The organism is Amycolatopsis heterodermiae (assembly GCF_034929455.1).
GTDB classification, from domain to species: domain Bacteria; phylum Actinomycetota; class Actinomycetes; order Mycobacteriales; family Pseudonocardiaceae; genus Amycolatopsis; species Amycolatopsis heterodermiae.
The window spans coordinates 342,170-368,146 of record NZ_JAYFSI010000010.1 but is presented as its reverse complement, the minus strand read 5'-3'; the positions used below and the strand labels follow the sequence as shown (position 1 = coordinate 368,146).

Here is a 25,977-nt window from a genome sequence, read left to right as displayed (position 1 = left end):
GCTAGCGCACGCCGGTCAGGCGTTCGGAGACCTCCCAGAGCTGTGACGCGATGTCGTCGTCGAGGGCTTCACCGGACATCTCCTCGAGGGCCGCGGGGCCGCGTACCCCGAACCGGGGTCCGGAGAAGCTGCCACCGGGGACGTCGCCGACGGTGGCCGAGAGGACCGGCCGCGCTCCCCCTTCAGGGCTCTGGGCCAGCAGCCGCGTGCCCAGCGCGAGGGCGCCGTCGACGACCCGCCGTCCGGTGGTCATGGTGAACCCGGTGGCCGCCCAGCCGGGATGCGCCGCCGTGGCCAGGACCGACGAGCCCGCCTTCTCCAGGCGGCGCTGCAGTTCCCGGGTGAACAGCAGGTTGGCCAGCTTCGTCTGGCCGTAGGCGCCGAACGGCCGGTAGGGCCGCCGCTCCCACTGCAGGTCCGCGAAATCGAGGTGTGCCTTGCGGTGGTTGGTGGAGGACACGGTGATCACCCGCCCGGTGACCTGGTCCAGGAGCAGGTTCGTCAGCGCGAAGTGCCCGAGGTGGTTGACGCCGAACTGGCTCTCGAAGCCGTCGGCGGTGAGCCGGCGGGTCGCGGTCATCGAGCCGGCGTTGTTGATCAGGTAGTCGACGGGCCCGTCCACCGTGCGGGCGAACTCCCGAACCGAGGCCAGCGACCCGAGGTCCAGCGGGCGTGACTCGGCGAGACCGCCCAGCTCGGCGGCGGCCGCGCGGCCCCGGGCCTGATCGCGCACGGCGAGGATCACCCGGGCCCCCTGCGCGGCCAGGGCCGCCGCGGTGGCCTTGCCGATGCCGCTGCTGCCGCCGGTGATGATCGCGGTGCGGCCGGTCTGATCGGGGATGGGCGTGGTCCCAATGGTCATACGAAAAGGACAGCACCGGGCCGGTGCGGGCGTCCAAGACCGGTTCGGCACGTCGTCATGCCGGAAAGGCATCACGAGGACTACCCTGTGAGGGTGTCTCCCGATCTGGACCTGCGGCTGGTCCGGTACTTCACGGTCGTCGCCGAGCACCTGAACTTCGCCCGGGCGGCCGCGGAGCTGCACGTGGCCCAGCCCGCCCTGAGCCGGCAGATCCAGCGCCTCGAGAACACCCTCGGCGTGCGCCTGCTGGACCGCACCACCCAGGGCAGCCGCCTCACCGCCGCCGGTGCGGCCTTCCTGCCCCAGGCCCAGAAACTGCTGCACGGCGCCCGGCAGGCGGTCGTCACCGCGCGGGCCGCGGCGCCGGCGCGCACGATCACCGTCGGGTACGCCGACGACCTGGTCGTCACTCCCGCCGTCCGTGACCTGCGCCGCCGCTGTCCCGACGCCCACGTCCGCACCCGGCACGTCGGCTCGGAGGACGCCGCGATGCTGCTCGACCGGCAGGTCGACGTGCTGGTCACCCGCACCCCGCTGCCGATCCCGGCCGACGACCTCGACCTGACGGTCCTGTACTCCGAGTCGCGGGTCCTGCTCGTGCCCGAGCGCACCGCCTGGCGGGGAAGGAGTCGGTCACGGCCGACGACATCGCCGCCGAACCGCTGGTGGGCTGCACCGGCATGGGTGCCGCGTGGACGAGCTTCTGGCGGCTCGAACCCCGCGCCGACAGTGCACCCGCGCCAGTGGGTCCCACCTTGGCCGAGACCTACGCGGACAAGCTGGAGGCCATCGCCGAGGGCACCGCCATCGCCGTCGTCCCGGCCGGCGACCGGCGCCACACCCTGCGGGAGGACCTGGTCGCCGTTCCGCTCGAGGACGCCGAGCCGTGCCAGGTCGTCGCCGTCACCCGCACCGCGGACGCCGACCCGCTCGTCCAGGAGTTCCTGCGGTCAGCGGTTCACAGCGCCGCCGCGAGCAGCATGTAGCCCATCCCAGCGCCCATTACCACCCGGCAGGCCGCGCGCGACGCGTGACCGGACACCGCGACCGCGGGCCCGCGCACCATGAGCACGCCCGTGCGCGCCGCGTCGAAGGCGAAGTAGGCGGCCGCGGCCACCGCGACCAGGGGCGCGGCCAGCCGGGTGTCCATTGTGGACATCGTCAGCCACGGCCCGTGCGCCATCCCGTCGTGCGGCATCGCCGTGACCATGTAGAGCATGGCCACCGCGGACAGCGCGTGGTGCGCGCAGCCGGACCGGCGTTCGCGCCACCAGGCGAGCGCGAACCAGCCCGCCGTCAGCACCAGCACCGCCTGCCAGCCGGCCGCCGGAATCGGGCCGCCGACCGGCGACAGCATCGCCACCATCGCGACGACCAGCAGCAGCTCGGCCAGGTCGCCATTGCGGACGCCGCGGCCGAGGCGGACGTAGTCGAGGCGGACCAGCCGCAGCAGGCAGGGCAGCGCCAAGGCGGCGAACACCACGGTCAGCGCCCAGTCCACGCCCGCCCTCACGCGACGGCGGGCGGCTCGGCGGGTTCACGCATGGCGGCCTCACTGTGCGTCGCGGATGGTCCCTCCACCGTGACATCCGGCGGGGACGCACACCAGCCGTCAATGAGGTGACACCCGTTGACCCACCAGGGGGACGGTCAGTCACTCGTGAGGACGAGCCCGCTCGTCGGCACTCCCGTCCCCGCCGTGACCAGCACATGGGCAACGTCCTGCACCTGGTTGGCGGCGTCCCCGCGCAGCTGCCGGACGCCCTCCGCGATGCCGTTCATGCCGTGGATGTAGGCCTCGCCGAGCTGGCCGCCGTGCGGGTTCAGCGGCAGCCTGCCGTCCAGCTCCAGCGCGCCGTCGGCGATGAAGTCCTTCGCCTCGCCGCGGCCGCAGAAGCCCAGTTCTTCCAGCTGCATCAGGACGTACGGCGTGAAGTGGTCGTACAGCACGGCGACGTCCACATCGGACGGTCCGAGCCCGGACTGCGCCCACAGCTGGCGGCCCACCACGCCCATCTCCGGCAGCGCGGCCAGGTCGTCGCGGTAGTAGCTGGTCATCACGTACTGGTCCGGCCCGCTCCCCTGCGCCGCCGCGGCGATCACCGCGGGCGCGTGGGCCAGGTCCCGGGCGCGTTCGACGCTGGTGACGACCAGCGCGACCCCGCCGTCGCTCTCCTGGCAGCAGTCGAGCAGGTGCAGCGGCTCGGCCACCCAGCGCGATCCCTGGTGCTCCTCGAGGGTGATCGGCCGGCCGTGGAACCACGCGCTCGGGTTGGTCGCCGCGTGCTTGCGGTCGATCACCGCGATGCGGCCGAAGTCCTCGCTCGTCGCGCCGTAGTCGTGCAGGTAGCGCTGCGCGACCATGGCGACGGTGGCCGCCGGGGTCGCGATGCCCATCGGGTAGTGGAAGGCGTTGTCGACGCCGGAGGAGTTGACCTGGCCGGCCGCGGCCGAGGACACCTGGCCGAAGCGCATGCCCGAGCGTTCGTTGAACGCGCGGTAGGCGACCACGACGTCGGCGACGCCGGTCGCGACGGCCATCGCGGCCTGTTGCACGGTCGCCGCCGCCGCGCCGCCGCCGTAGTGGATGCGGCTGAAGAACTTGAGTTCGGGGATGCCCAGCTCGCGCGCGAGCGCGATCTCCGCGTTGCCGTCCATGGTGAACGAGACCAATCCGTCCACATCGGACGGCTTGAGCCCGGCGTCGGCCAGTGCGTGCGACACGCATTCCGCGGCCAGCCGCAGCTCGGTGCGTCCCGAGTCCTTCGAGAACTCGGTCGCGCCGATGCCGGCGATGGCCGCCTTGCCCGAGAGCGTCACGGCAGGGTCACCTCCACCGTCCCGGCGACGTGCTCGCCGAGACTGTCCACACCGGACACCGCGACCACGGCGTCCCGGCCTTCGCACGAGACCACGCGGCCGGTGAACGTCAGCGTGTCGTAGGCGTAACACGGCACGCCGAGCCGGATCTTGATCGACCGGATCAGCGCCTCCGGCCCGGCCCACTCCGACACGAACCGCTGCACCAGGCCGGTGTCGGTGAGGATGTTGAGGAAGATGTCCTTGGAGCCGCGATTCACCGCGGAGTCGCGGTCGTGGTGGACGTCCTGGAAGTCGCGGGTGGCCAGCGCGGTGCTGACCACGAACGTCGGGGTCGCCTCGATCGTCAGCGGCGGCAGCTCGGTTCCTTCGGCGACGGTCATCGGGCCACCTTCCAGGCGGGCAGGGTCAGGTCGTCGTCCACCTTCACGAAAGCGGCTTCCACCGGAAGTCCGATGTGGACCTCCTCCGGGTTCGCGTCCAGCAGTTCGGCCATCACGCGGACGCCCTCCTCCAGCTCCACCAGAGCCACGACGAACGGGAGGGTCTTCCCGGGCACCGGCGGGTGGTGGTGCACGACGTAGCTGAACACCGTGCCGCGGCCACTGGCGACGACGTAGTCCGGCTTGGCGTCGAGGTCGCCGTCCGGCGGCATCGGGCCCGGCGGGTGGCGCAACGTCTCGCCCCAGCGCTGGATCCGCAGCTCGCCCGCCTTCAGGCCGTCCCAGAAGAACTCGGTGTCCTTGCTGATCACCGGCCGCAGCACCGGGGCCGGCGGCGGTTTCGGTGCGGGCGGCCGGAACTTGAGCACCCGGAACATCATCTCCGAGACCGGCTCGTCCTCGACGTACCAGGTCACGCGCGTGGTGACGAACCAGCCCTCGCCCAGCGCGGTCTTCTTCGGCCCGACGACGCTTTCCAGCGCCGTCCGCGATTCGACCTGCTCGCCGTGGCGCAGGTAGCGGTGGTAGGTCTGCTCGGAGTTGGTCGCGACGACCGAGGTGAACCCCGCCTCGTCGAGGAGATCCATCATGAGCCGCAGCGGATCGTCGGTGCCGCGCGGCGCGTTCAGGCCGCCCATCGTCCACACCTGGGCCATCGCGGGCGGCGCCACCAGTCCCTTGTGGACGCTCTTGGCGGCGAACTCCGGATCGACGTACACCGGATTGCCGTCGCCGATGGCCTCGGTCCAGTTGTTGACCATCGCCTGGTTGACCGGGTCGCGCCCGAGGTGCGGCGCGCACTCCCCGCGAGCGGCGATCTTCGCCGCGGTATCGGTGATGTCCTGGTCGTTCATCGTGGCACCCTCGGCAGTCCCAGGCCGATCGACGCGATCAGCTCCCGTTGGATCTCGCTCACCCCGCCGCCGAACGTCAGCACGATGTTGCGCTTCGCCTGCAGGTCCAGCCATTCCGCCAGCTCGGCGGTGTCCGGATCGGCCAGGTCGCCGTGGCGTCCGACGAGCTCCTCCATCGACCGGCCGATCCGCTGGATGACCTCGGAGCTGAACACCTTCGTCGCGGACGCGTCGGCGACGACGACCGGCGCGCTCGCCGCGGACGCGGCGACCTGCCAGTTCAGCAGCTCGTTGACCCGCGCCACGGCGAGGGTCTCGGCCAGCACGGCCCGCACGTCGGGCAGGTCCAGCAGCGCGTGGGCCGTGGCCCAGGCGTGGAGCCGGTCGTACAGGCCGCCGATCCGCCCGGCCGGGCCGAGCATGACCCGCTCGTGGTTGAGCTGGGTCGTGATCAGCCGCCAGCCTTCGTTCTCGTTGCCCACCAACCGGTTCACCGGGACGCGAACGTCCGAATAGTACGTCGCGTTGACGTGGTGGGCGCCGTCGCAGGTGATGATCGGCGTCCACGAGTAGCCGGGGTCGCTCGTGTCCATGATGAGGATCGAGATGCCCTTGTGCCGCGGCGCGTCCGGCGCGGTCCGCACGGCGAGCCAGATGTAGTCGGCGTCGTGGCCGCCGGTGGTGAAGATCTTCTGGCCGTTGACGACGTACTCGTCGCCGTCGCGCACCGCCGTCGTCCGCAGCGCCGCGAGGTCGGTGCCGGCCTCGGGTTCGGTGTAGCCGATGGCGAAGTGGATCTCCCCGGCCAGGATCTTGGGCAGGAAGAAGGACTTCTGCTCGTCGGTGCCGTACTGCTGCAGGGTCGGCCCGACCGTCTGCAGCGTCACCGACGGCAGCTGGACGTCGGCGCGGGAGGCCTCGTCGACGAACAGGTGCTGCTCGATCCCGCCGAAGCCCTGGCCGCCGTATTCGACCGGCCAGCCGACGCCGAGCCGGCCGTCGCGGCCCATCCGGGCGACGATCTCGCGGAACACCGGCCCGTGGCGTTCGCGCCGCATCGCCTGGCGCTCCTCCGGGCTGATCAGCCCGGCGAAGTACGCGCGCAGCTCGGTGCGCAGTTCCTGTTGCGCCGCGGTCAGTTCGACGTGCATCCCGCTCACCCCGCCACTCGTTCGCCGAGCCTGCCGAGCCGGTGCGCGGTGCCGCCGAGCGCCCGGCCGAGATCCTTCACCAGCGACGAATACCGGTGCAGTGGATAGGTTTCGTCGACGCCGACCCCGCCGTGCAGGTGGTGGCAGGTCGCCAGCGCGACCGGCGCCTGCTCGGCGAGCCAGTAGGCGGCGACGTCCAGTTCGGCGTCGGCGTCGAGGCCCGAAGCCAGCCGCCACACCGCGGACGTCACGGCCAGGTGCACGGTCCGCGCGGCGACGTAGACGTCCGCGATCTGCCCGGCCACCGCCTGGAACGTCGCGAGTGGCCGGCCGAACTGGGCCCGCTCGCCGACGTGCTTCACTGTCAGGTTCAGGGCGCCCGCCAGCAGGCCGTCACCCACAGAAAGCGCGCCGGCCAGCGCGAACCGGTGCAGGGTCTCGACCGCGCCGTGGTCGGCGAGCAGGTCGGACTCTTCGACGGCGACGTCGTCGAAGCGCACGGTGCACTCGGGTGTCCCGGCGGAGGTGCGGGTCGGGACCAGCGTGACGCCGTCGGCGCGCGGATCGACCAGGAAGACGGCGGTGCCGCTCGGGGTCGTCACGGGCGTCAGGATCCGGGCGGCCTCCTGGGCGTACGGAACGGCGGTCTTCACGCCGCTGAGCAGCCAGTGGCCGTCCCTCGCCCGGGTGGTCGTGGCCGGTTGAGCGGCCAGTGGCGCGGACGGCTCGTGCAGGGCCGCGGTGAGCAGCGCCTCCCCGGCCGCGACCTGCGGCAGCAGCTCCGCGCGCTGCCCGGGCGTGCCGAGCGTCTCCACCGGCAGCACCCCCAGGGCGAGCGCGGCGTAAGCGGGCACGGGCGCGGCGGCGCGGCCGACCTCGGTCAGCACTTGGGCGACTTCCGCGACGCCCAAGCCGTCGCCCTCCAGGTCGGGGGGCAGTGCGAGCGCCAGCAGGCCCGCGTCGGCGAGCGCTCGCCACTGGTCGTCCGTGCTCAGCACCTTCGCGGTGAGTGCGCTGATCTCCGTCTGCGTATCGTCAAGGGTGAAGTCCACGCCTGTCCTCCGGATCGGCGCAATACTGAAACCTGTTCTAGTCTTAGCCGTAAACGTCCTGGACGGCAACCCCTTGGAGGAGCGGAATGCCGGTGATCGAACCGGGCAGCGCGGGCTGGCGCGCGACCCGGCGGCTGGTCACCGTGCCGCCGACAGCCGGGGTACCCGACCCGATTCCCCTCGACCTGCCCGGCCGCGGCAAGACGGTCGTCACCGACGTCGGCCCGCGGCACGCGCCCGCGCTGGTCCTGCTGCACTCGGTGGCCTGCACCGGCTTGCTGACCTGGTACCCGGCCCTCGAGCGGCTGGCGCGGCACTACCGGGTCGTCGTGTTCGACCAGCGGTGGCACGGCCAGGGCATCCGCTCGCCGGAGTTCCGGCTCGCCGACTGCGCCGCCGACGTCACCGCCGTCGCCGACGCGCTGGGCATCGGGCAGTTCGCCGTCGGCGGCTACTCGATGGGCGGGATGGTCGGCCAGCTCGTCGCGCACGCCGAACCAGAACGTGTTACCGGATTGGTGCTCTGCTCGACGGCCAGCAACTTCCGCCGCGGCCTGCGCCAACGGGTCGCGCTCGACGTCTTCGGGCGGACGCTGACGCAGCTGCGCGAGCGCATCCGGCTCGGGACGATCCCCGGCGAACCGCGGCGCGAGCAGCTGGCGCGGCTCGAGGACCACCGGTGGGCGCTGCGGGAGTTCCGTTCCACAACGCCGTGGGAGATCGCGGTCGCCGTCGACGAGATCGGCCGGTTCGACTCGACGCCGTGGCTGCACACGCTGCGGCTGCCGACCGCCGTCGTCGTGACCACCCGGGACCGGTTCATCGCCCCGGACCACCAGCGCGCCCTCGCCCGCCGGATCCCGGACGCGGCGACCTACGAGATCCCGGCCGGGCACGCCGCGTGCGTCCTGGCCGCCGCCAAGTTCGTGCCCGCGCTGCTGGCCGCGGTCACGTCGGTGCACGCTCGCTAAGGAGTTCACATGGGACGCTTCAGCCTGCCCGACCAGGCCCCCGACGGCCTCGACTCGCCGGTCACCGCGGCGGCGATGAAGTACGGGGCGAAGGCCCAGGTCGCGGTCTTCCGGCTGACCGGCGGGCGCGTCGGCAGCAAGTGGCGGGTCGGCGCCGGGTTCCGCAAGCCGGTGCCGACGCTGCTGCTGGAGCACCGCGGGCGCAGGTCCGGGCGGCTGTTCACCACCCCGCTGCTGTACCTGCGCGCCGGCGAGGACGTCGTCATCGTCGCGTCCCAGGGCGGTCTGCCGAAGCACCCGCAGTGGTACTTCAACCTGGTCGCGCACCCCGGGACCCGCGTCCACCTCAAGGGCCGCCGCGACGTCCCCGTCACCGCGCGGGTCGCCGGGCCGGAGGAGCGCGCCGAGCTCTGGCCGCGGCTGGTCGAGCTGTACGCGGACTTCGCGAAGTACCAGGCGTGGACCGACCGGGAGATCCCGGTCGTGGTGCTCAGCCCGGCGCGGCCTTGAGCAGCTCCGACAGCGCGTCCGGGAGGGCGTCGGCGAGCGGCCAGAGGTCCTTGACCAGCTCGCGCGCGCCGAGCAGGCCGACGTGCACCTTGCCCGCGTTCGACAGCACGGTGACGTTCAGCCCGGCGCCGTGGAAGACCGGCCCGAGCGGGTAGAGGCCGGTGATCCGCGCGCCGAGCAGGTAGAGCGGCATCGGCGGGCCGGGCACGTTGGAGACGACCAGGTTGTGCACCACCGGGTGCTTCTCGGCCAGCCGCAGCGCCGAGTAGGCCCGCACCGCCATGCCGAACGCCGTCGCCGCGGAGAACTGGGCCCAGTCCTGCAGCATGTCGGCGTCGATGTCGTAGTGGTGGTCCTTCGACAGCCGGTTGGCCTCGGCGAGGAAGAACACGCGCGCGGCCGGGTCGGCCAGGTGCGTCGGCAGGGAGGCGAAGAACGCGGAGACCTTGTTGCTGCCGTGGTCGCGTTCGGTCCGGTCGTGCACCGACACCGGGATGGTCGCGACCAGCGGGTCTTCGGGCAGCTCACCCCGCTCCGACAGGAACTCCCGCAGCGCGCCGGCGACCAGCGCGAGCACGACGTCGTTGACCGTGACCCCGAAGGCGTTCTTCACGTGCTTGACGTCGTCGAGGTCGAGCTGGGCGTACGCGACGCTGCGGTGGCCGGTGATCGTGCCGTTGAGCGACGTCCTCGGCGCGGTGAACGGGATCGGCATTCCCTTGCCCCGCAACGCCTTCCCGAGCCAGCGCGGGACCAGCTCCAGCAGGTCCGGCAGCAGCCGGGCGACCTCCAGCGGCCCCTTCACGACGTTGAACACACCGGAGCGCAGGATGTCGAACCCGGCCGGGACGCCGGAGTTGGCCCGTTCGGTGACCTCCGGCGCGGGCGCGTCGGGTTCGAGGCCGGCCAGGTAGGTGATCAGGCTGGCGCCGCTCACGCCGTCGACGCTCGCGTGGTGCATCTTCAGCAGCACCGCGATCTCGCCGTTCGCCAGGCCTTCGATGACGTAGAGCTGCCAGAGCGGGTACGCGCGATCGAGCTGCTGCCCGGCGATGTGCGCGCAGAGCTCGGCCAGCTCGACGCGGTCGCCGGGGGCGGGCACGCCGATGCGGTGCACGTGGTGGTCGAGGTCGAAGTCCTCGTCCTCGACCCACACGGGGTGGCTGAGGTTCCAGAGTGGATTGTGCAGTTTGCGGCGGAATGCCGGGATCACCCGGACGCGTTCTTCCAGGCGCTGCTTGAGTTTCGCGAAGGTGTAGCCGCCGGGGACGGTCGAGCCGTCGAGGGTCATCAGGCCGCAGACGTGCAGGACCTGCGACGACGTCTCGAGGTAGAGGAAGCTCGCGTCGAGGCCGCTCAGTCTCTGCATGTCCGCCAGCCTAAGCCACTTCCCGTGAGCGGCGCGTCACCCTACTCGTCGGTACCATGGCGGGGGTGCAGCCGAACTTCCTGATCCGCCGTGCGGTCCAGCTCGGCCTCGCCGCGAACGCCCTCCGCCCGCTGCGGGCGCGTTCGACGTCGGTCCCGGCGTTCTTCGCCGGGTGGCTGACGAGCGAGCTCGCGCCCCAGTTCCTGGCGCTGACGGCCGCGGACACGGCCGTCCACCTGGCGCGCCACGGCGTGCGCGACCGGTCGACCCAGGTGGGTCTCGGCCTGGCCGCGGCCACGGCCGTGGGGCTCGGCGCGTCGATCCGCACGGGCCACGGCGCCCGCGACGAGATCGAGCGCGCCCTGACGGAGGCCCTCGGCGACGACTACGCGGAGGAGCTGGGCCGCTCCGACCTGGGCCTGCCGTGGAGCGAGCTGGCCCTGCCGTTCCGGATGGGCGCGCCGGACGTCCAGGTCGACCGCAACATCGCCTACGCCCCGGGCGGCAAGCGTTTCCTGCTGGACGTCTACCGCCCTTCTGAGCCGGTGACCGGTGCGCCCGTGCTGCTGCAGGTCCACGGCGGCGCGTGGGTGATCGGCAACAAGGAGGAGCAGGGCCGGCCACTGATGCGCTACCTGGCGCGCCGCGGCTGGGTGTGCGTCGCGATCAACTACCCGCTGTCGCCGGCCCACCGCTGGCCCGCGCACATCGTCGCGGCGAAGCAGTCGCTTGCGTGGATCCGCAGGGAGATCGCATCCTACGGAGGCGACCCGCGATTCGTAGCGGTGACGGGCGGCTCGGCAGGCGGCCACCTGTCGGCCCTGCTGGCCCTGACCCAGAACGACCCGGCCCTGCAGCCGGGCTTCGAGTCCATCGACACGAGCGTCCAGGCGGCCGCACCGCACTACGGGGTATACGACTTCGCGGCGACGTCAGGCTCCCCGGCCAGCAAGTACCGCCTGGAGAGCCTGCTGGCCCGGCGCGTGTTCGCGCCCGACCGCGACCCGGTGAGCCACCTGGACGACTACATCGCGGCATCGCCGCTGGACCGCATCACCTCGGACGCACCCCCGTTCTTCGTCATCCACGGCCGCGACGATTCCCTGGTACCGGTCCGGGAGGCGCGGGAATTCGTCCGGAGGCTGCGGGAGAAGTCGAAGAACCCGGTGGCGTATGCCGAGTTGGCGGGGGCCCAGCACGCATTCGACGTGTTCACGTCGGTGCGAAGCGCCCACGTAGTGCGCGGGGTGGCGCGGTTCCTGGACCACACGTACCTGCAGTGGAAGGCGGCTCAGTAACCGCGGTCCCGAACGCGAGGTCCACCAGACTTGCCGAAGGTGGGCCCTGCGCCTGAGCGCACGACGCGGTACCAGCGGGCAGCGCGGCCGCAGCGGGCGCCGCCGCGCCAAGTCCACGGTCCTCGCCGAAGGCGAATCGTCCGAGCGCCACTCCGAGCCCGACCACACGAAGCGATACCAGCGAACATCACGGCCGTGGCGGGTGCCACCGAGCTAAGTCCACCGTGCTCGCCGAAGGCGAACCGTCCGAGCGCCACTCCGAGCCCGACCACACGAAGCGATACCAGCGAACATCACGGCCGAAGCGGTGCCGTCGAGCCAAATCCACCGAACTCGCCAAAGGCGGGCCGTCCACGCGACTCCGTGCCCGATCGTAGAAGCGGTACCAGCGGCCGAAGCAGCGCCGTTAGCCGCGATCAGTAAGCCAAGTCCACCGGGCTCGCCGAAGGCGGGCCGTCCACGCGCGACTCCGTGCCCGACCGTAGAAGCGGTACCAGCGGCCGTAGCGGCGCCGTCGGCCACGATCAGTAAGCCAAATCCACCGGGCTTGCCGAAGGCGGGCCGTCCAGGCGCCACTCCGTGCCTGAGCGCATGAAGCGGTACCAGCGGGCGTCGCGGCCGTAGCGGAGTTGCAGGTTTCCTTGGGTGATCCGGTTGCGCCAGGTTCTCGGGGTGCCCGGGAAGCCTGCGTCGGCCAGGATGGTCTGGGCCTCGGATAGGGGCCCCGGGCCCGGCTGCCAGGTCTCGCGTAGCGCTGTCAGGCCGCCGCGGCCTGCTTCTCGCCAGGCCTCTGCCCAGCGGGCCAGGTCGCGTGGGGGTATCTCCGCTGCCTCGGCCAAGGCTGTGACCTCGGCCGGGGTGCGGCCGGCCGCGCGGCGGGCCAGGTCCTCTTCGAACGTCAGCTCGGCCGCTGTCGCGCCGCCGACCAGGAGGTCGCGGGCCAGGGAGGCCGCGTCCGCCGCGAGGGCGGACAGGGCCGCTGCCGTCCAGCCGGTGCTCGCCGGTGGGTCCAGGTCCAGCACCGCCGGTGGTCCCGCGGTGCGCGGTGGGGGCGGCAGCGCCGGGATGGCACCCGGCCGGCGCGCGTAGGCGGCTTTCGGTGAGAGCCCCTGGTCCGTGAGCTTCGGCAGCTTCGGCCGCTCTCCCCGCGCCGGGGCGCGGCGGGCGCGCAGCTCGGCCAGGACGTCCGCCCGGGGACGCCCGCGCAGCAGGAACAGCACGAACGGGTCGCGGTCCACCTCGTCGGCGACCAGGTAGTACACCGCGGCCACGTGCTTGCACGGGTTCGCCGAGTCCGGGCACGAGCACCGCGGCCGAAGGTCGCCCGGCCCCGGCAGCAGGTCGGCGCCTGCCTCGCGGGCCTGCTCGGCGAGCGCGCCCGGCAGTTCGCCGTCGAGCAGCGCCGCCGCGTGCCCGAGCTGCGTGCCGACGACGCCCAGCAGGGTGTCCCACTCGCCGTCGGTGAAGGTGCGCATGGTGATCGTCACCCGGTACGGCTGGGGCCGGCTGCCCCGCACCCGGGCGCTCACCGCCCCGGCACCGACCTCCAGCTCACTGACCGTGCCCTTGCGCGCGTACGTCCGCCCGCGCGGCAGCCGGTTGGGGTCGAGCTTCGCGCGCTGCTCCAGGGCGTCGACCCACGCGCGGCCCCACCACGTGGTGCCGAAGTTGCGCCGCGGCGGCATCACCCGCTCCCGAGCCGCACCAGGTCGGCCAGTTCGTCGTCGGACAGTTCGGTGATCCAGTCTTCCCCGGCGCCGACGATCGACTCGGCGAGCCCGCGCTTCTTCTCCAGCACGACGGCGATCCGCTCTTCCAGCGTGCCTTCGGCGATCAGCCGGTGGACCTGGACCGGCCGGTCCTGGCCGATCCGGTAGGCGCGGTCGGTGGCCTGGTCCTCCACCGCCGGGTTCCACCAGCGGTCGTAGTGGATCACGTGCGTGGCCTTCGTCAGGTTGAGCCCGACACCGCCGGCCTTCAGCGAGAGCAGGAACACCGGGATCTCCCCGGCCTGGAACCGGTCGACCATGTCCTGGCGCTGCCCGGGCGAGCTCTCGCCGGAGAGCAGCTCGGCGGGCAGCCCGCGGTCCTCCAGCCGCCGCCGGAGCAGCTTGCACAGCTGGACGTACTGGCTGAACACGAGCACGCTCTCGCCCTCGTCGAGGATCACGTCGAGCAGTTCCTCGAACGCGGCGAGCTTGCCCGACCGGCCGGTGAGCGTGCCGTGCGGTTCCTTGAGGAACTGCGCCGGGTGGTTGCAGATCTGCTTGAGCTCGGTGAGCAGCTGCAGCACCTGCCCGCGCCGCTGGATGCCCTGCGTCGCCTTGATCTCGGCCAGGTTCTCCCGCACGACCGCCTCGTACAGCGTGGTCTGCTCGGCGGTCAGCGGGACGAAGCGGTCGGTCTCGGTCTTGGGCGGCAGCTCGGGGGCGATGTCCGGGTCGCTCTTGCGCCGCCGCAGCAGGAACGGCCGCACGGTCGTGGCCAGCCGCTCGGTCACCGCCTTGTCCCGGTCGCGCTCGATGGGCCGCGCCACCGTGCGCCGGAAGCGGTCGAGCGGGCCGAGCAGCCCAGGTGTCGTCCAGTCCACAATGGACCACAGTTCGGTGAGCCGGTTCTCCACCGGGGTGCCGGTGAGCGCCACCCGCGCCCGCGCCGGGATCTTGCGCAGCTCCTTGGCCGTGGCGGACAGCGGATTCTTCACGTGCTGCGCCTCGTCCGCGGCGACCAGTCCCCAGTCCACTTCGGACAGTGTCTCACGGTCGCGGCGCAGCACGCCGTAGGTGGCCAGGACGACCTCGTCGGTTGCGAGGTCGTCGAGGTGCCGGCTGCCGCCGTGGAACCGCCGGACGGGGATGTGCGGGGCGAAGCGGGCGAACTCACGTTCCCAGTTGCCGAGCAGGGACGTCGGGCAGAGGACGAGGGTCGGCCCGCCGACCAGGGATCGGCGGTGCAGGTGCAGCGCGATCAGCTGGATCGTCTTGCCCAGGCCCATGTCGTCGGCCAGGCACGCGCCCAGGCCGAGGCCGGTCATCGTCGCCAGCCACGCGAGGCCCGCCTGCTGGTACGGCCGCAGGGTCGCCTGCAGGTCCGTTGGCGGGCTGACCAGGTCGCCCGGGCGGTCGCGGAGGCGCTCGGCCAGCCCGCCCAGCACCGACGGGGCCGCGAACTCGGCCCGTTCGCCGTCCAGCTCCAGCTCGCCGGTGAGGGCCGCCGCCAGCGCCTCGCCCGCTTCGAGCTTGCGGCTGCGGCCACGGACCTTGGCCAGCAGCTGCGGGTCGACGCGCACCCACTGGCCCCGCAGCCGGACCAGCGGCCGTTTCGCCTCGGCCAGTGCCGTGACCTCGGCTTCGGTCAGCTGCTCGCCGCCCAGGCTGAGCTGCCAGCGGAACTCCAGCATCGTCCGCAGCGCGAAGTCCGGGCCCGTGACGCTCGCCGGCGCCTGCGTCGCGCTCGCCTTCGCCTTGACTTCGCCCGCGAACAGGCCCTTCGACCAGAGCACCTCGATCCCGGCGCCGCCCAGGTCACGGCTGCCGTCGGTGAGCAGGTCGACGACGTCGTCGTCCGACAACCGCAGCTCCGCGGGCGCGGACTCGGCCAGCACCCGGCCCAGCGGTGGCCACGCCCGCGCGCCGCGACGCAGGCCGAGCAGCAACTGCGTCTCCACCTGGTCGCCGAGCCGGTTCAGCACCGCGTCCGGCGCGTCCCACAGGGTCGCCGCCTCCACCACCAGGCTCGCCTCGGCCGTGCTGCGCACCGCCAGCACCCCGGCGAACGCGTCTTCGCCGCGCGCCTCGACCCGCAGGATGAGCTGGGCACCCCGCGGCTCGCGCTCCTCCAGCTCGGCCAGCCAAGCCGCGCCGTCCGGGCCGAGCAGCGCCGGCTCCCGCGCCGCGAACGCCGGATCACCCGCCCCGACCGGCGCGGCCGGGCTGCGCACCAGCAGGTCGGCCGTCGCGTCCCAGAGGGCGCGCACCAGCGAGTCCGGCGAGTGCAGCCGGATGCGTTTCAGCCCGGTCAACGGCAGCGCGTACGCCTCCGGCGGCAACGCGCCGGCGAGCCCGCGCAGCAGCTCCTCGTCCGCGGCGTCCAGCGGCCCGATCCGCCACGAGCCGACCCCGCCGGCGGTCACGCCCGGACGCAGCCGCCCCCGGGCGACGAGGTTCACCCCGGCGTTGACGGCCGCCGACCAAGCCGCGACGGCCGGGCTCGCCTCCTCCCCCACGGTCAGCAGCCGCGGCAGCGCACGTTCGAGCGGGACGAGCTCGGCGTCGACCTTCGTCCGCGCGAGCTTCCCGCCCCGGGGCAGCACCAGCTCGATCGTGGTGCCGCCTGAGACGCCCTCGCCCCACAACGCCAGCACGCCTTCCCTCGGCGGGTCCGAGGGAAGGTAGGTGGCCTGGGTCTGTGCGCTGAACTCCACGCCCGCAACGCTAGAACACGGGCCCGACAGTTTCGGGCCCGGCGGCACGAACGGGCCGTTCGCACCGTCTTGTTGCGCAACTCACCCCCGGGAAATCTCGTATCCGGATGGTCGGCTCACGTACTGGGAGAGTCGGTTGGCGTACCTGGGGAGTCGGCTCACGCACCTGGGGAGTCGGCTCACGCACCTGGGCGGTCGGCTCACGCACCTGGAGGGTCGGCTCGCGTGATTGGGCGGGGCTTCACCCGTGATTGAGCAGGCATCACCCGTGATTGGGCGGGCATCACCCGTGATTGGAGGGGCATCACGTGTGATTGGAGGGGTATCACGTGTGATTGGGGAGGCATCACTCGTGATTGGAGGGACGACACGCGGCATCGCAGCCGCACTCGCGTGGTTGGGAGCGAAACTCGCGTGATTGAGGACGGAACTCATTGAGGCTGGGCCCGGGACTCGTGTGATTGGGAGCGGAACTCGCGTGGCTGGGGCGGGGCGTGTGTGATTGACGACAGGACTCATGTGGCTGAGCGCGGGACTCGCGTGATCGGGGGCGAACTCGTGTGATTGGGGGCGGGGCTTTGTGGTGCGGGCGGGACTTGTGTGGTGCGGGCGGGGATCGCGTGATTGAGAGCGGGCTTGTGGTGGGGGCGGGGTTAGCGTGGGAGGCCTAGTAGGCGCTCTGCTGTGAGGTTGCGCAGGACTTGGGTGGTGCCACCCGCTATCGAGAGGCAGCGCGTCAGCAGGAACTCGTGCTGAGCGGCACCGTCGGCGGTGAGGGCGGCAGGGCCCAGGGTCAGGGCGAACTCCGCGACGTCCTGGCGGTGCTGGACCCCGAGCAGCTTCCGGACGCTCGACTCCGCGCCCGGGTCCTGGCCGCCGAGGCGGCGCAGGGCCGCCCGCAGGTCCAGCACCGAGCCCGCGACGCCCTGGGCGACCAGCTCGCCCAGGCGGTCTCGGGCCACGTCGTCCAACGCTGACGCGTCCACTGTGGACACCAGCTGCTGCACGCTCTCGCCGACCGCGGACCCGCCGCCCAGGGCGACCCGCTCGTTCGCCAGGGTCGTGCGCGCCAGCCGCCAGCCGCCGCCGGGCTCGCCGACGACGTCGGTGTCCGGCACGAAGACGTCGTCGAGGAAGACCTCGTTGAACACGGCCTCGCCGGTGATCTCGCGCAGCGGCCGCGTCGTGATGCCCTCGGCGCGCATGTCGACCAGGAAGTACGTGATGCCCTTGTGCTTCGGGACGTCCGGGTCGGTGCGCGCCAGGCAGATCCCCCAGTCGGCTTCGCGGGCGAGTGACGTCCACACCTTCTGCCCGCTCAGCCGCCAGCCGCCGTCGACGCGCCGGGCCGCCGTCCGCAGCGCGGCCAGGTCGGACCCGGCGCCGGGCTCGCTGAACAGCTGGCACCACGTCAGCTCGCCCCGCAGGGTGGGCCGGGCGAACCGCTCCCGCTGCTCGTCGCTGCCGTGCTCGAGGATCGTCGGCACCGCCCACGCGCCGATGACCAGGTCCGGACGGTGCACGCCGGCGGCGGCCAGCGCACCGTCGATCCGCAGCTGGGCGGCGGCGTCGGCACCGCGGCCGAACGGTACCGGCCAGTGCGGGGTCAGCAACCCCGCGTCGGCCAGCGCGATCCGCTGTTCGGCCCCGGCCAGAGCGGCGATCCGCGCGACTTCGTCATGCAGCACGGGATCGTCCCCGACGTCGACGCCGAGCGTGCGTTCGGTCCCGGCGAGGGTGAGGTCGGACGCCCGGCGCCGCCACGGCCCGGAGCCGCCGAGCCACTGCCGCAGCGCGACGGCCCGGCGCAGGTAGAGGTGGGCGTCGTGCTCCCAGGTGAAGCCGATCCCGCCGAGCACCTGGACGCAGTCCTTGGCGTTGGCGACGGCGGCGTCGAGGGCGACGACGGCCGCGCTCGCCACCGAAAGCGGGTGCTGCCCGTTCGCCGCGTCCCAGGCCAGCGCTTCGGCCGCTTCGGCGCGGCAGAGCATCTCGGCGCACAGGTGCTTGATCGCCTGGAATCCCCCGATCGGCTGACCGAACTGCTCGCGGACCTTGGCGTATTCGACGGCGATGGTCAGCGTCCGCCGCGCCACCCCGGCGGCTTCGGCCGCGGCCAGGGTCGCCGCGAGCCCGGCCACCGGCGGCAGCGTCAGGACCTCACCGGAGACCTCAGAAATGTGGACGCGCGCCAGCGGCCGCGAGAAGTCGAACGGCGCCACCGGTTCGATCGTGACGCCGGGGGTGCCCGGCGCGAGCAGCACGTGGCCGTCGCCGGAGGGCACCAGCAGCCAGCAGCCCGGGTGCGCACCGGGCACGAGGACGTCGTCGGCGGGCTCGTCCAGCAGGACTGCGATCGTGGCCGTCCCCTCGGCCAGCGCCGGGAGCAGCTCCTTGGCTTCGGCCACCGAAGCGAGCAAAAGCCCACCCAGGGCGGTACTCAGGACGGGGCCCGGCACCAAGTCCTCGGCCGCCGCGGCGAGCCCGGCGGCCAGGTCGGCGATACTGCCGTCGGCCCCGCCGACGGCGGCGGGCAGTGCGACACCGAACAGGCCGAGGTCCGCGAAGCCCGCGGGAATCGCCGCCGGCGGGCCGGTTTCGGCCGCACGGACGGCCTCAAGCGGCCGATGGGCGGCGGACCAGGCGTGGATCGCCGCGGCCAGCGCGGCCTGTTCGTCGGTGAGCGCGACCGGCATCGAGGCTCCTCGCGTATAAGGGACGCTACTCGCGAGTGTAGAACGTGTTACAGTTTTTCGGCCAGTGGGTCATTGGTTGAACGTTTCGCCAGGACAGGTACTCTACGTCGTGAACTGGAACAAGTTCCGAAGGACGGGGGACGCCGATGCCCGGCAAGGCCAAGGCACCGACCAAGGCGCGCGGTAACGGGCTGAGCGCGATCGGCGCCGACGAGCTCGGTTCGGCCGCCCAGCGCGACCGCCGTCGCCGGATCATCGACGCCACCCTCGCGCTGGCCTCGAAGGGCGGCTACGACGCCGTCCAGATGCGAGCCGTCGCCGAGAAGGCGGACGTCGCCCTCGGCACGCTCTACCGGTACTTCCCGTCGAAGATCCACCTGCTGGTCTCCGGACTGGCGCGCGAGTTCGAGCGGGCGCAGGAAAAGCTGGAGCGCCAGGCCATCCCGGGCGAGACCCCGGCCGAGCGGCTGATGTTCGTGCTCGGCCGCAACACCCGGCTGATGCAGCGTGATCCGCACCTCACCGAGGCGATGGTGCGCGCGTTCATGTTCGCCGACACGTCCGCCGCGGCCGAGGTCGAGCAGGTCGGGCGGCTGATGGAGAACATGTTCGCCCAGGCGATGGGCATCACCGACCCGACCGAGGGCGACCGCGACATCTTCCACGTCGTCGCGGACGTCTGGATGGCGAACCTGGTGGCGTGGGTGACCCGCCGCGCCTCGGCCGCCGACGTCGCGAACCGCCTCGAACTCTCGGTCCACCTGCTGCTCGACAAGTGAAGGCCGCCCCGGAGCGGGACGGCCTCCACCACGCACGACTCAGGCGTTGAGCTTCGGCAGGACTTCCTTGCCGAAGGTGTTCAGGAACTCGTCCTGGTTGCGGCCCACGTTGTGGATGTAGATCCGGTTGAAGCCGGCGTCGACGTACTTCTGCAGCGCCGCGCGGTGCACGTCCGGGTCGCTCGAGACGACCATGCGGCCCTCGAAGTCCTCGCGCCGCACCAGCTTCGCCATCTGCGCGAAGTCGAACGGCGAGCGCACGTCGGCCTTCGGGAACTTCATGCCGCCGTTGGGCCACTGGTCCAGCGCGTTGGCCCAGGCCGTCTCGTCGTCCTCGGCCCACGACAGGTGCACCTGCAGCAGCTTCGGCATCGAGTCCGGGTCCTTGCCGGCCTTCTTCGCGCCCTGGTTGAAGTTCTCCACGATGCCGGCCAGCTTGTCGATGGACGCACCGGGCGTGATCAGGCCGTCGGCCAGCTCACCGGTCTTGCGCGAGGTGTACGGGCCCGCGGAGGCGATGTAGACGGGCGGCGGCGGGCCCTCGGGCAGCGTCCACAAGCGCGTGGTGTGCAGCTTGAAGAACTCGCCCGAGTGCTTGACGTCCTTGCCGGTGAACAGCTTCCGGATGATCTCGAGGGCCTCGAACATCCGCCGGACCCGCTCCGGGGCCTCCGGCCAGTACCCGCCGATGATGTGCTCGTTGAGCGCCTCGCCGGAGCCGATGCCCAGCCAGGTGCGGCCCGGGTAGGTGGCCTCGAGGGTGGCCGCGGCCTGCGCGACCATCGCCGGGTGCAGCCGGAACGAGGGGCACGTCACGCCCGGGCCGAGGTCACCGGTCGTGTTCTCGGCCAGCGACGCCAGCACGCTCCACACGAACGAAGCCTCACCCTGCTGCGGCACCCACGGCTGGAAGTGGTCGGCCGCCATCTGGCCGGAGAACCCCTGCTCCTCGGCCAGCTTCGCCAGCCGGATCGACTCCCGCGGCGAGAACTGCTCCAGCGCCGCGGCGAGACCGATTTGCACTTCACTCACGCGTCCTGCTCCTTCATTTCGAATCCCTCCCGCCATCGAACCACGATCACCGGTGCGCCGCCGCCACCTCGGCGAGCTCGTCGAGCGCCTTGAGCGTCTCGGCCTCCGGCATGGTCTCCAGCATGAACGTGTACCGCTCGGTGCCCGCGTCGCGGAAGCCGTCGATCACCTTGGCCTTCGTGTCGCCGCCGAAGACGGCGAACTGGACGTCCTCGCGGCCCGCCGCGTTCAGCCGGTCGCGCACCTTCTTGGCCTCGTCGAAGTGCAGGTTGCCGCGCAGCAGCCAGCCGTCGCCGTACTTGATCAGCCGCTGGACCGCAGCCTCGCTCTCGCCGCCGATGTAGATCGGCGGGTGCGGCTTGTGCACCGGCTTCGGCCAGGCGAAGATCGGGTCGAAGTCGACGTACTTGCCGTGGAACTCGGCCTCGTCCTTCGTCCAGATCTCCTTGAGCGCGGCCAGCTGCTCGTCGATCAGCGCACCGCGGGTCTTCGGGTCGGTGCCGTGGTTGGCCATCTCCTCGCGGTTCCAGCCGACGCCGACGCCGAACAGCACGCGGCCGTCGGAGATCAGGTCGAGGGAGGCGACCTCCTTGGCGGTGTGGATCACGTCACGCTGGATCAGCAGCGCGATGCCGGTGCCGAGCAGCAGCTCGGACGTCGCGGTCGCGGCCGCGGTGAGCGCCACGAACGGGTCGAGCGTGCGCTTGTACTTCTCCGGCAGCCCGCCCGGGGCCGGGTACGGACTTTCCCGGCTCGTGGGGATGTGCGAGTGCTCGGCCAGGAACAGCGAGTCGAAGCCGCGTTCCTCCAGTGCGGCGCCCAGCACGTCCGGCCGGATGCCCTCGTCGGTCACGAACGTCGAGATCCCGAATTTCATATCAACGACTACCCCTCGCCCCGCCGCCGTATTCCCCGGGTTGACAGTCGTGCACTCACCGTCGCACGATGAGGTTATCTCATCATACGTTGAATAGGGGGCAAGGATGACGAATCCGGGCATGAACGCCGAAGACCTCGACTTCGAGCAGGCCTACCGCGGCGCCACCCCGATGGGGCGGAAGATGCCGTGGGACCTCGGCGCGCCGCAGCCGCTGGTGGTCGCGCTGGCCGACGCCGGCGAGTTCACCGGCGAGGTGCTCGACGTCGGCTGCGGACTCGGTGACAACTCCGGGTTCCTCGCCTCGCGGGGGCTCAGCGTCACCGGACTGGACGGCGCGCCGTCGGCCGTCGAACAGGCCCGCACCCGCGCCGAAGGGGTGACGTTCGCCGTCGCCGACGCGACGAAGCTCGAAGGGTACGAAGGTCGCTTCGACACGGTGCTCGACAGCGCGCTCTACCACTGCCTGAACGAGGACGCGCGGCACGAGTACCTCGCCGCGCTCACCCGCGCGACGCGGCCGGGCGCGCGGCTGCACCTCTTCTGCTTCTCCCCGGAGGTGCCGGACGCGTTCCCGGCGCCGTACCTGATCAGCGAGGAGAACCTGCGGGAGACCGTCGGGAAGGACTGGACGATCGAGCGGCTCGAACCCGCCCGCTACACCACCGCGTTCGGTGCGGAGGAGCTGCAGGCCAGCGTCCGGGCGATCCTCGACCCCGAGGCCGACACGTCCGCGCTGGCCACCCTCGACACCGACGCCGACGGCCGCGTCCTGGTGCCGGTCTGGCAGCTGAAGGCGGTACGTTCGGCCGCGTGATCCTCGAGTCGTCGGTGGTGCCGCGCGCCGGCGACGACCCCTGCGCCGACCGGCTGGTCCTGGGTGAGCACGTGCTCGGCGTCGCCGACGGCGCGACGAAGAAGCCGTGGGACGCGGGACCGGACGGCGCCACCCTCGCCGAAGCCGTCGCCGGGCACCTGGCCGCCACCGCGGCCGGGTGCCCGGCGCGCGAAGCGGTCGACAGCGCGACGGCGCTGGTCCGGGAGCTGCTGGGAGACGCGGGCGTGGGTTCGGCGGTCTCGTTCTGCGTCCTGCACCTGGGCCGCCGCGAGATCTGGCGCGTCGGCGAAGGCCGGGTGCTGCTCGACGGGAAGCCGGTGTCGCCACGCCCGTCCGGGGAACGGGCCGTGGCCGAGGCCCGCGCCCTGGTGCTGCGCCGCCACCTCGCCGACGGCGTCCCCGAAGCCACGCTGCTGGCGGAGGATCCGGGACGCGCGGCCGTACAGGAGCTGCTGCGCGCGCTGGTCGGGCTGCGCAACCGGCCGGACCCGCGCTACGGCTACGGCGCGCTGGACGGCCAGGACGTCCCGGACCTGTTCGTCGAGGTCGTGCCGGTACCCGAGGGCGTCCGCGAGGTCGTGATCACCACGGACGGCTACCCCTCCCCCGCGCCGACCTTGGCCGCGTCCGAGCGGCTGCTGGCCGAACGGCTGGCGCGGGACCCGCTGATGCTGGACCCGCCGGAGACCAAGGGAAAACGCCCGGCCGCCAATTCCTTCGACGACCGGGCGTACCTGCGCGTGGCGCTCTAGACGTTGCGGCGGTACTGGCCGCCGACCTCGAAGAACGCTTCCGTGATCTGGCCCAGCGTGCAGACGCGGGCCGCGTCCACCAGGGCGCCGAACAGGTTGCCGCCGCGGGTCGCTGCCTCGCGCAGCGCCTTCAGGGCCTGCTGGGCGTCTTCCTTGTGGCGGTGCTGGAAGTCCGACAGCCGGTCCAGCTGGGACTTCTTCTCGTCCTCGGTCGCACGGGCCAGCTCGACCTCGATGTCGTCCTCGCCCGCGCGCGGGTTGCGGAAGGTGTTGACGCCGATGATCGGCAGCGAGCCGTCGTGCTTCTTGCGCTCGTACAGGATCGACTCGTCCTGGATCTTGCCGCGCTGGTAGCCGGTCTCCATCGCGCCGAGCACGCCGCCGCGCTCGGAGATACGGTCGAACTCCAGCAGGACGGCCTCTTCGACCAGGTCGGTCAGCTCGTCGATGACGAACGAGCCCTGCAGCGGGTTCTCGTTCTTCGACAGGCCCCACTCCTTGTTGATGATCATCTGGATGGCCATGGCGCGGCGCACCGACGCCTCCGACGGCGTGGTGACCGCCTCGTCGAAAGCGTTGGTGTGCAGGGAGTTCGCGTTGTCGTAGAGCGCGCACAGCGCCTGCAGCGTGGTGCGAATGTCGTTGAAGCTCATCTCCTGCGCGTGCAGCGACCGCCCGGACGTCTGCACGTGGTACTTGAGCTTCTGCGACCGCTCGTTCGCGCCGTAGCGCTCGCGCATCGCGACCGCCCAGATCCGCCGCGCCACCCGGCCGAGCACCGAGTACTCCGCGTCCATGCCGTTGGAGAAGAAGAACGACAGGTTCGGCGCGAAGTCGTCGATGTCCATGCCGCGCGCCAGGTACGACTCGACGTAGGTGAAGCCGTTGGACAGCGTGAACGCCAGCTGCGAGATCGGGTTCGCCCCGGCCTCGGCGATGTGGTAGCCGGAGATCGACACCGAGTAGAAGTTGCGGACGCCGTGTTCGATGAACCATTCCTGGATGTCGGCCATCATCCGGAGGCTGAACTCGGTGGAGAAGATGCAGGTGTTCTGGCCCTGGTCCTCCTTGAGGATGTCGGCCTGCACGGTCCCGCGCACGTTGCGAAGCGCCCATTCGCGCAGCTCGGCGGCCTCCTCGTCCGAGGGATCGCGGCCGTGCTCGGCCTTGAACGCCTCGACGCGCTGGTCGATCGCGGTGTTGAGGAAGTAGGCCAGGATCGTCGGCGCCGGGCCGTTGATCGTCATCGACACCGACGTGTTCGGCGCGGTCAGGTCGAAGCCGTCGTAGAGGACCTTCATGTCCTCGAGCGACGCGATGGACACGCCGGACGTGCCGACCTTGCCGTAGATGTCGGGGCGGGTGTGCGGGTCGTGGCCGTAGAGCGTCACCGAGTCGAACGCCGTCGAGAGGCGCTTGGCCTCGGAGTCGGCCGAGAGCATCTTGAACCGGCGGTTGGTGCGGAACGCGTCACCCTCGCCGGCGAACATCCGGGCCGGGTCCTCGCCGTCGCGCTTGAACGGAAAAACACCCGCGGTGTAAGGGAAGTATCCGGGCAGGTGCTCGCGACGCAGGAACGACAGCAGCTCGCCGGACTCGGCGTAGCGCGGCAGGGCGACGCGCGGGATCCGGTTGCCGGACAGCGTGTCGCGCCAGAGCTGGGTGCGCAGCTCCTTGTCGCGGATCTTCACGACGAGCTCGTCCTGGCGGTATTCCTCGGCCAGCACGTGGAAACGCTCGAGCAGCTTCGCCGACTCGACGTCCACATCGGACTCCGCGGTGGCGAGCAGGCCGTCCAGCGCGTCGGTGGCCGCGTCCACCTTGGACAGTTCGGTCTTGGCCAGCGCCAGTGCTTCGCGCTTGCGGATCGCCGCGACCTGCTTCGTGGTCGTCGCGTGGTAGCCGCGGACGGTTTCGGAGATGTCGGCCAGGTACCGCGCGCGGGTGCCCGGGATGACCGTGCTCGCGTCGGTCGAGACCTTGCCCTCGACGTGCGGCAGCGTCCCGGCCGAGACGGTCAGGCCGCGCTCGGCGAGCAGGCCCCGCAGCTGCTGGTACAGCGCGGTGACGCCGTCGTCGTTGAACTTCGCCGCGCTCGTGCCGTACACCGGCATGTCGTCGGGGCCGGACTCGAACGCCTCGCGGTTGCGCACCAGCTGGCGCGCGACGTCGCGGCGGGCGTCCTCGGCGCCGCGGCGCTCGAACTTGTTGATCGCAACGACGTCGGCGAAGTCGAGCATGTCGATCTTCTCCAGCTGCGACGCGGCGCCGAACTCCGGCGTCATCACGTACAGCGACTGGTCCACGAAGTCGACGATGCCGGCGTCACCCTGGCCGATGCCCGGCGTCTCGACGATCACCAGGTCGAAGCCGGCGGCCTTGCACGCCAGGATGGACTCGCTCAGCCCGGCCGGGATCTCGCCGGACGTCGTCCGGGTGGCCAGCGAGCGGAAATACACCGGGGAGCCGTCGAGGCAGTTCATCCGGATGCGGTCGCCGAGCAGCGCACCGCCGCCCTTGCGCCGGGACGGGTCGACCGCGAGCACCGCGATCCGCAGCTTGTCCTCCTGGTCCAGGCGGAAGCGCCGGATCAGCTCGTCGGTGAGCGACGACTTGCCCGAGCCGCCGGTGCCGGTGATGCCGAGCACCGGCACCTCCCGCTTGCCCGCGGCTTCGGTGATCCCGCTCAGCAGGTCTTCGGACAGCCGCTCCGCCTGCAGCTGGGTGATCACCCGCGCCAGGGCCGAGACGTCGCCGGAGAGCACCTTGTCGAGGGCCGGGCCCTCGGCCGCGAGGTCGACGTCGCAGGCCTTGATCATCATGTTGATCATGCCCGGCAGGCCCATCTCGTAGCCGTCCTCGGGCGAGAAGATCCGGGCGACGCCGCGCGAGTGCAGCAGGTCGATCTCCTCGCGCACGATCACCCCGCCCCCGCCGCCGAAGACCTTGATGTGGCCGGCGCCGCGCTCGCGCAGCAGCTCGACCAGGTAGGAGAAGTATTCGACGTGCCCGCCCTGGTAAGCCGAGATGGCGACCCCCTGGACGTCCTCGGCGATGGCCGCGGTGGCCACCTCGTCGACCGACCGGTTGTGGCCGAGGTGCACGACCTCCGCGCCCTGCGACTGCAGGATCCGCCGCATGATGTTGATCGACGCGTCGTGGCCGTCGAACAGGCTCGACGCCGTGACGAACCGGACGGGGTGCGCGGGGCGGTACAGCTCACTGCTCATCCCCTTAAAATACTTGGACT

General features: G+C 71.8%; 21 protein-coding genes and 1 pseudogene. 8 read left to right on the top strand and 14 right to left on the bottom strand.

Annotated features, from left to right (window positions below; translation table 11 throughout):
• Position 1: 1 nt before the first annotated feature.
• Entirely contained in the window at positions 2 to 862 is an 861-nt protein-coding gene (locus tag VA596_RS35820) for an oxidoreductase (protein WP_323333070.1), read from the bottom strand.
• Positions 863 to 919: 57 nt separating this feature from the next.
• Here VA596_RS35820 and VA596_RS35815 point away from each other — a divergent pair.
• Both VA596_RS35815 and VA596_RS35810 read left to right on the top strand, forming a co-directional pair.
• Positions 920 to 1,090: pseudogene (locus VA596_RS35815) on the top strand (helix-turn-helix domain-containing protein); the annotation flags it as partial.
• A 209-nt stretch (positions 1,091 to 1,299) separates the two neighbouring features.
• Positions 1,300 to 1,848: a LysR substrate-binding domain-containing protein gene (locus VA596_RS35810; RefSeq protein ID WP_323333100.1), complete on the top strand. Its 549-nt coding sequence runs from the start codon at positions 1,300 to 1,302 to the stop codon at positions 1,846 to 1,848.
• Here the strand turns inward: VA596_RS35810 and VA596_RS35805 are convergent.
• The 6 genes from VA596_RS35805 to VA596_RS35780 all read right to left on the bottom strand — a co-directional run bounded on the left by VA596_RS35805 (position 1,821) and on the right by VA596_RS35780 (position 7,182).
• Positions 1,821 to 2,363 (bottom strand): DUF5134 domain-containing protein, encoded by a 543-nt coding sequence (locus tag VA596_RS35805; RefSeq protein ID WP_323333069.1) that lies wholly within the window; start codon positions 2,361 to 2,363, stop codon positions 1,821 to 1,823. The two genes, VA596_RS35810 and VA596_RS35805, sit on opposite strands and share 28 nt — an antisense overlap.
• A 149-nt stretch (positions 2,364 to 2,512) precedes the next feature.
• Positions 2,513 to 3,682, bottom strand: a complete 1,170-nt coding sequence (locus VA596_RS35800; RefSeq protein ID WP_323333067.1) for a lipid-transfer protein — start codon at positions 3,680 to 3,682, stop codon at positions 2,513 to 2,515.
• Complete coding sequence (locus VA596_RS35795) at positions 3,679 to 4,065, bottom strand: MaoC family dehydratase (protein WP_323333065.1); 387 nt, start codon at positions 4,063 to 4,065, stop codon at positions 3,679 to 3,681. Before VA596_RS35795 ends, VA596_RS35800 begins: the two co-directional genes overlap by 4 nt.
• Positions 4,062 to 4,979, bottom strand: coding sequence for a bifunctional MaoC family dehydratase N-terminal/OB-fold nucleic acid binding domain-containing protein (locus tag VA596_RS35790; protein WP_323333063.1), 918 nt, complete (start codon positions 4,977 to 4,979; stop codon positions 4,062 to 4,064). The genes VA596_RS35795 and VA596_RS35790 overlap by 4 nt, the downstream gene beginning before the upstream one ends.
• Complete coding sequence (locus tag VA596_RS35785) at positions 4,976 to 6,130, bottom strand: acyl-CoA dehydrogenase family protein (RefSeq protein ID WP_323333061.1); 1,155 nt, start codon at positions 6,128 to 6,130, stop codon at positions 4,976 to 4,978. The genes VA596_RS35790 and VA596_RS35785 overlap by 4 nt, the downstream gene beginning before the upstream one ends.
• A 5-nt stretch (positions 6,131 to 6,135) precedes the next feature.
• Complete coding sequence (locus VA596_RS35780; RefSeq protein WP_323333059.1) at positions 6,136 to 7,182, bottom strand: acyl-CoA dehydrogenase family protein; 1,047 nt, start codon at positions 7,180 to 7,182, stop codon at positions 6,136 to 6,138.
• 86 nt (positions 7,183 to 7,268) lie between these two features.
• Between VA596_RS35780 and VA596_RS35775 the strand changes: the two genes are divergently transcribed.
• Together VA596_RS35775 and VA596_RS35770 are read left to right on the top strand one after the other, a co-directional pair.
• Entirely contained in the window at positions 7,269 to 8,153 is an 885-nt protein-coding gene (locus VA596_RS35775; RefSeq protein WP_323333057.1) for an alpha/beta fold hydrolase, read from the top strand.
• A gap of 9 nt (positions 8,154 to 8,162) precedes the next feature.
• Positions 8,163 to 8,663 (top strand): nitroreductase family deazaflavin-dependent oxidoreductase, encoded by a 501-nt coding sequence (locus VA596_RS35770; RefSeq protein ID WP_323333055.1) that lies wholly within the window; start codon positions 8,163 to 8,165, stop codon positions 8,661 to 8,663.
• On the opposite strand, the gene VA596_RS35765 is transcribed toward VA596_RS35770, so the two are convergent.
• Entirely contained in the window at positions 8,644 to 10,032 is a 1,389-nt protein-coding gene (locus tag VA596_RS35765) for a WS/DGAT/MGAT family O-acyltransferase (protein ID WP_323333053.1), read from the bottom strand. The two genes, VA596_RS35770 and VA596_RS35765, sit on opposite strands and share 20 nt — an antisense overlap.
• Before the next feature lie 65 nt (positions 10,033 to 10,097).
• Between VA596_RS35765 and VA596_RS35760 the strand changes: the two genes are divergently transcribed.
• A complete protein-coding gene (locus tag VA596_RS35760; RefSeq protein ID WP_323333051.1) occupies positions 10,098 to 11,330 on the top strand; it encodes an alpha/beta hydrolase in 1,233 nt (410 codons plus the stop codon).
• A gap of 524 nt (positions 11,331 to 11,854) precedes the next feature.
• Here the strand turns inward: VA596_RS35760 and VA596_RS35755 are convergent.
• The 3 genes from VA596_RS35755 to VA596_RS35745 form a co-directional block, all read right to left on the bottom strand.
• Positions 11,855 to 13,015: an SWIM zinc finger family protein gene (locus VA596_RS35755; RefSeq protein ID WP_323333050.1), complete on the bottom strand. Its 1,161-nt coding sequence runs from the start codon at positions 13,013 to 13,015 to the stop codon at positions 11,855 to 11,857.
• On the bottom strand, positions 13,015 to 15,753 hold the full coding sequence (locus VA596_RS35750; RefSeq protein ID WP_323333048.1) for a DEAD/DEAH box helicase: 2,739 nt from the start codon (positions 15,751 to 15,753) through the stop codon (positions 13,015 to 13,017). Before VA596_RS35750 ends, VA596_RS35755 begins: the two co-directional genes overlap by 1 nt.
• Before the next feature lie 653 nt (positions 15,754 to 16,406).
• On the bottom strand, positions 16,407 to 18,449 hold the full coding sequence (locus tag VA596_RS35745; protein WP_323333046.1) for an acyl-CoA dehydrogenase: 2,043 nt from the start codon (positions 18,447 to 18,449) through the stop codon (positions 16,407 to 16,409).
• A gap of 146 nt (positions 18,450 to 18,595) precedes the next feature.
• On the opposite strand from VA596_RS35745, the gene kstR reads away from it, so the two are divergent.
• Positions 18,596 to 19,228, top strand: a complete 633-nt coding sequence (kstR, locus tag VA596_RS35740; RefSeq protein WP_323333044.1) for a cholesterol catabolism transcriptional regulator KstR — start codon at positions 18,596 to 18,598, stop codon at positions 19,226 to 19,228.
• 39 nt (positions 19,229 to 19,267) lie between these two features.
• Here kstR and VA596_RS35735 read toward each other — a convergent pair whose 3' ends face one another.
• A complete protein-coding gene (locus VA596_RS35735) occupies positions 19,268 to 20,260 on the bottom strand; it encodes a TIGR03557 family F420-dependent LLM class oxidoreductase (protein WP_323333042.1) in 993 nt (330 codons plus the stop codon).
• Between the two features lie 46 nt (positions 20,261 to 20,306).
• Positions 20,307 to 21,137 carry an LLM class F420-dependent oxidoreductase gene (locus VA596_RS35730; RefSeq protein ID WP_323333040.1) on the bottom strand — a complete coding sequence of 277 codons (831 nt, stop codon included), beginning with the start codon at positions 21,135 to 21,137 and terminating at the stop codon, positions 20,307 to 20,309.
• A 106-nt stretch (positions 21,138 to 21,243) separates the two neighbouring features.
• On the opposite strand from VA596_RS35730, the gene VA596_RS35725 reads away from it, so the two are divergent.
• Positions 21,244 to 21,954, top strand: a complete 711-nt coding sequence (locus VA596_RS35725) for a class I SAM-dependent methyltransferase (protein WP_323333038.1) — start codon at positions 21,244 to 21,246, stop codon at positions 21,952 to 21,954.
• Entirely contained in the window at positions 21,951 to 22,727 is a 777-nt protein-coding gene (locus tag VA596_RS35720; RefSeq protein WP_323333036.1) for a hypothetical protein, read from the top strand. Before VA596_RS35725 ends, VA596_RS35720 begins: the two co-directional genes overlap by 4 nt.
• On the opposite strand, the gene icmF is transcribed toward VA596_RS35720, so the two are convergent.
• The gene (gene icmF / locus VA596_RS35715) at positions 22,724 to 25,957 is read right to left on the bottom strand and encodes a fused isobutyryl-CoA mutase/GTPase IcmF (protein WP_323333035.1); all 3,234 of its coding nucleotides are present in this window, start codon (positions 25,955 to 25,957) and stop codon (positions 22,724 to 22,726) included. The genes VA596_RS35720 and icmF overlap by 4 nt on opposite strands.
• Positions 25,958 to 25,977: the final 20 nt, after the last annotated feature.

Coding starts and splice junctions, on each gene's coding strand:
- VA596_RS35820 (WP_323333070.1), bottom strand. CDS start 862: ATGACCATTGGGACCACGCCCATCCCCGATCAGACCGGCCGCACCGCG.
- VA596_RS35795 (WP_323333065.1), bottom strand. CDS start 4,065: ATGACCGTCGCCGAAGGAACCGAGCTGCCGCCGCTGACGATCGAGGCG.
- VA596_RS35790 (WP_323333063.1), bottom strand. CDS start 4,979: ATGAACGACCAGGACATCACCGATACCGCGGCGAAGATCGCCGCTCGC.
- VA596_RS35785 (WP_323333061.1), bottom strand. CDS start 6,130: ATGCACGTCGAACTGACCGCGGCGCAACAGGAACTGCGCACCGAGCTG.
- VA596_RS35775 (WP_323333057.1), top strand. CDS start 7,269: ATGCCGGTGATCGAACCGGGCAGCGCGGGCTGGCGCGCGACCCGGCGG.
- VA596_RS35770 (WP_323333055.1), top strand. CDS start 8,163: ATGGGACGCTTCAGCCTGCCCGACCAGGCCCCCGACGGCCTCGACTCG.
- VA596_RS35765 (WP_323333053.1), bottom strand. CDS start 10,032: ATGCAGAGACTGAGCGGCCTCGACGCGAGCTTCCTCTACCTCGAGACG.
- VA596_RS35755 (WP_323333050.1), bottom strand. CDS start 13,015: ATGCCGCCGCGGCGCAACTTCGGCACCACGTGGTGGGGCCGCGCGTGG.
- VA596_RS35745 (WP_323333046.1), bottom strand. CDS start 18,449: ATGCCGGTCGCGCTCACCGACGAACAGGCCGCGCTGGCCGCGGCGATC.
- kstR (WP_323333044.1), top strand. CDS start 18,596: ATGCCCGGCAAGGCCAAGGCACCGACCAAGGCGCGCGGTAACGGGCTG.
- VA596_RS35730 (WP_323333040.1), bottom strand. CDS start 21,137: ATGAAATTCGGGATCTCGACGTTCGTGACCGACGAGGGCATCCGGCCG.
- VA596_RS35725 (WP_323333038.1), top strand. CDS start 21,244: ATGACGAATCCGGGCATGAACGCCGAAGACCTCGACTTCGAGCAGGCC.
- icmF (WP_323333035.1), bottom strand. CDS start 25,957: ATGAGCAGTGAGCTGTACCGCCCCGCGCACCCCGTCCGGTTCGTCACG.